The organism is Anaerobiospirillum sp. NML120448 (assembly GCF_023050945.1).
Classification (GTDB): Bacteria; Pseudomonadota; Gammaproteobacteria; order Enterobacterales; family Succinivibrionaceae; genus Anaerobiospirillum.
The window spans coordinates 1-2,113 of the sequence record NZ_JALKIM010000150.1 but is presented as its reverse complement, the minus strand read 5'-3'; the positions used below and the strand labels follow the sequence as shown (position 1 = coordinate 2,113).

1 protein-coding gene is annotated in these 2,113 nt (G+C 36.1%); it reads right to left on the bottom strand.

Features of this window, described 5'->3' with window-relative positions; all coding sequences use genetic code 11:
* Nucleotides 1–50: 50 nt before the first annotated feature.
* Nucleotides 51–1,961 carry a transposase gene (locus tag MXE38_RS12145; RefSeq protein ID WP_246915452.1) on the bottom strand — a complete coding sequence of 637 codons (1,911 nt, stop codon included), beginning with the start codon at nucleotides 1,959–1,961 and terminating at the stop codon, nucleotides 51–53.
* Nucleotides 1,962–2,113 lie beyond the last annotated feature (152 nt).

The following is a 2,113-nucleotide window of genomic DNA, read 5'->3' as shown; positions in this document are numbered from 1 at the left end:
CCTAAAAGTTAGCGAATAGTGTCATGCAAGAAGTATCCTTGTCAGGAACACTAAGATTCGATTAAACCAATATGCTGAAAAAACATCTTGTCACGCTTGGTCATTTCTGGAGTGAATCTTGCGCAAGCTATAGCATTTTTCAGATGCAAAGTCTCTGGACAATCAAACCACTTTATAAGCTCATATAAAGACTTATTGTTTAGCCATGAAAGTAAACTCTTGTGCTCTTTAACAATAGTTTTTTTGCCAGGAACATTTTCATTAGTTTTAATAAACTCAGAAAGTTTTTCTTTGCACTGTCTAATTAATCTAAGCAAAGACTCTCTTATTGAGAGTGCATAAAATTGAACAAAAAGTCGCCCCATGTAGCGATTATCATCCTGCACTTTAGTAGTAGCGCCATCTGCGTGCTTTTTGTGTTCCTTATAAAAATACTCAACACCATTGCGCTTACGATATAGCTGTAAAGCTTGATCAGGAGTTAGATCTACATTTGATAATAATACAAAGCAACCAAACTCCCTGCTATATTTAGTTATTGCTCGAGAGTTAATATCCCATTGACCGTTTTCTGTCAAAATAAGATATTTATCTCTAAATTTAATCTGCTCTTCAGTTAACAAACTATTATCATTGCTTAGCTTAAGGATTGCTTTGGCTTCAAGAGAAATTTTTTGGAAGATTTCCTGATTCCTATTACGCTCAGAAAAGATATATAGGAAATGAGGTTTTGAAAGAATACTCTCATCAATTTCGTCATCATCACCCAAAAAAGCCTTAATGAAAGACTCATTGCTAATCTGTATTTTTTTACAAGATACAAAAGGGTCATACTCACAACAGCACTTAGGATCCAGTTCAAACTCACATGGATCTTCAGGAAAGTATTCCTTTACTAAGCTAAGTGAATTACTGATACGTCCTAGATAATTAACGCCATCTTTCTCATATTGAGTAATATTAGCCTTTTTCATAAAGCCATTATCTGTTACCAATATGTAATCAGTAACACCTAGACTTCTTAAGTACTCAGTTGCATATTGCGCAAAGCTTTCATCGTTAATATTTGCTGGAACTTTAAATAATGCTAAAGGGTGATTATCTAAAGTATAAAGAGCCATTACCTTTTCTGCCTTGCTGAAAGAGCCTTCCTTGGTAATAGTCCATCTTGAATTAAGTTTTTCAGACTCTGTAGGGACAATCGTTGCATCATAGGCCACATAGATAGTTTCACCTGGATGCTCCTTAACATAGCGACTTACCCTTGCTGCAAAAAAGCGGTGAATAGTACTGTAGTCATGGCCCAAGTTATCAAAAAGATTATTGTATACAGCCTCAGTAATACCATCAGTATATGGATAATCGTGATGTAACTGATCATGATAAATTCCAGTGAATGATTGGCCATTGTTTAAATTAACAAACAAGCCTAAAGATCTTATCTTGTCAGCAATTGAAATATCTGCAACAACGCTCTCAATATCTTCTTTGAGACCAGCCTTGTTCTCAGCAAAGAGTAAAAGCTCCATAGCACTATGACGGGTTGCGTTCATACTGATATTGGATACATCAATAATATTTGAGGTGTTATCACCAGAAGCGGCAGAAGCATGAGCAGCTGGAGCTGTAGGAACAGCAGGAGCGGCAGTAGCTGTAGGAACAGCAGGAGCGGAAGTAGCTGTAGGAACAGCAGGAGCGGAAGTAGCTGTAGGAACAGCCGAGGTATCCTCTATGCTATCCTTAAATAGCGCCTTTTGCTTATGAGGCTTAGCCTTGTATCGGGTTTTGACAATCTCTGAATCTGGAGATGTCTTCTTGCCAAGTAATCTTGATGAAACATAAACCATGTTTTTCTTTACAGGATCCCATCTTTTAGTAAGTTCCATTACATAAATTTCGCCATTCTTTTGCTTACGCTCATTAATGTAGACGGTGTCTTTTCCTGAAGATTTGCGGCCCATGATTAGTTATCTCTTTTAAACAAACAAAACCATGACATTATATCACATATAATGTCATGATTTATAGAAAAAATTATCTCCCAATAAACATTTTTTTCGATATAAATCTTGACTTTTAATAAATTACATGACACTGTTAGCTAACTTTTAGG

Coding starts and splice junctions, on each gene's coding strand:
- MXE38_RS12145 (WP_246915452.1), bottom strand. CDS start 1,961: ATGGGCCGCAAATCTTCAGGAAAAGACACCGTCTACATTAATGAGCGT.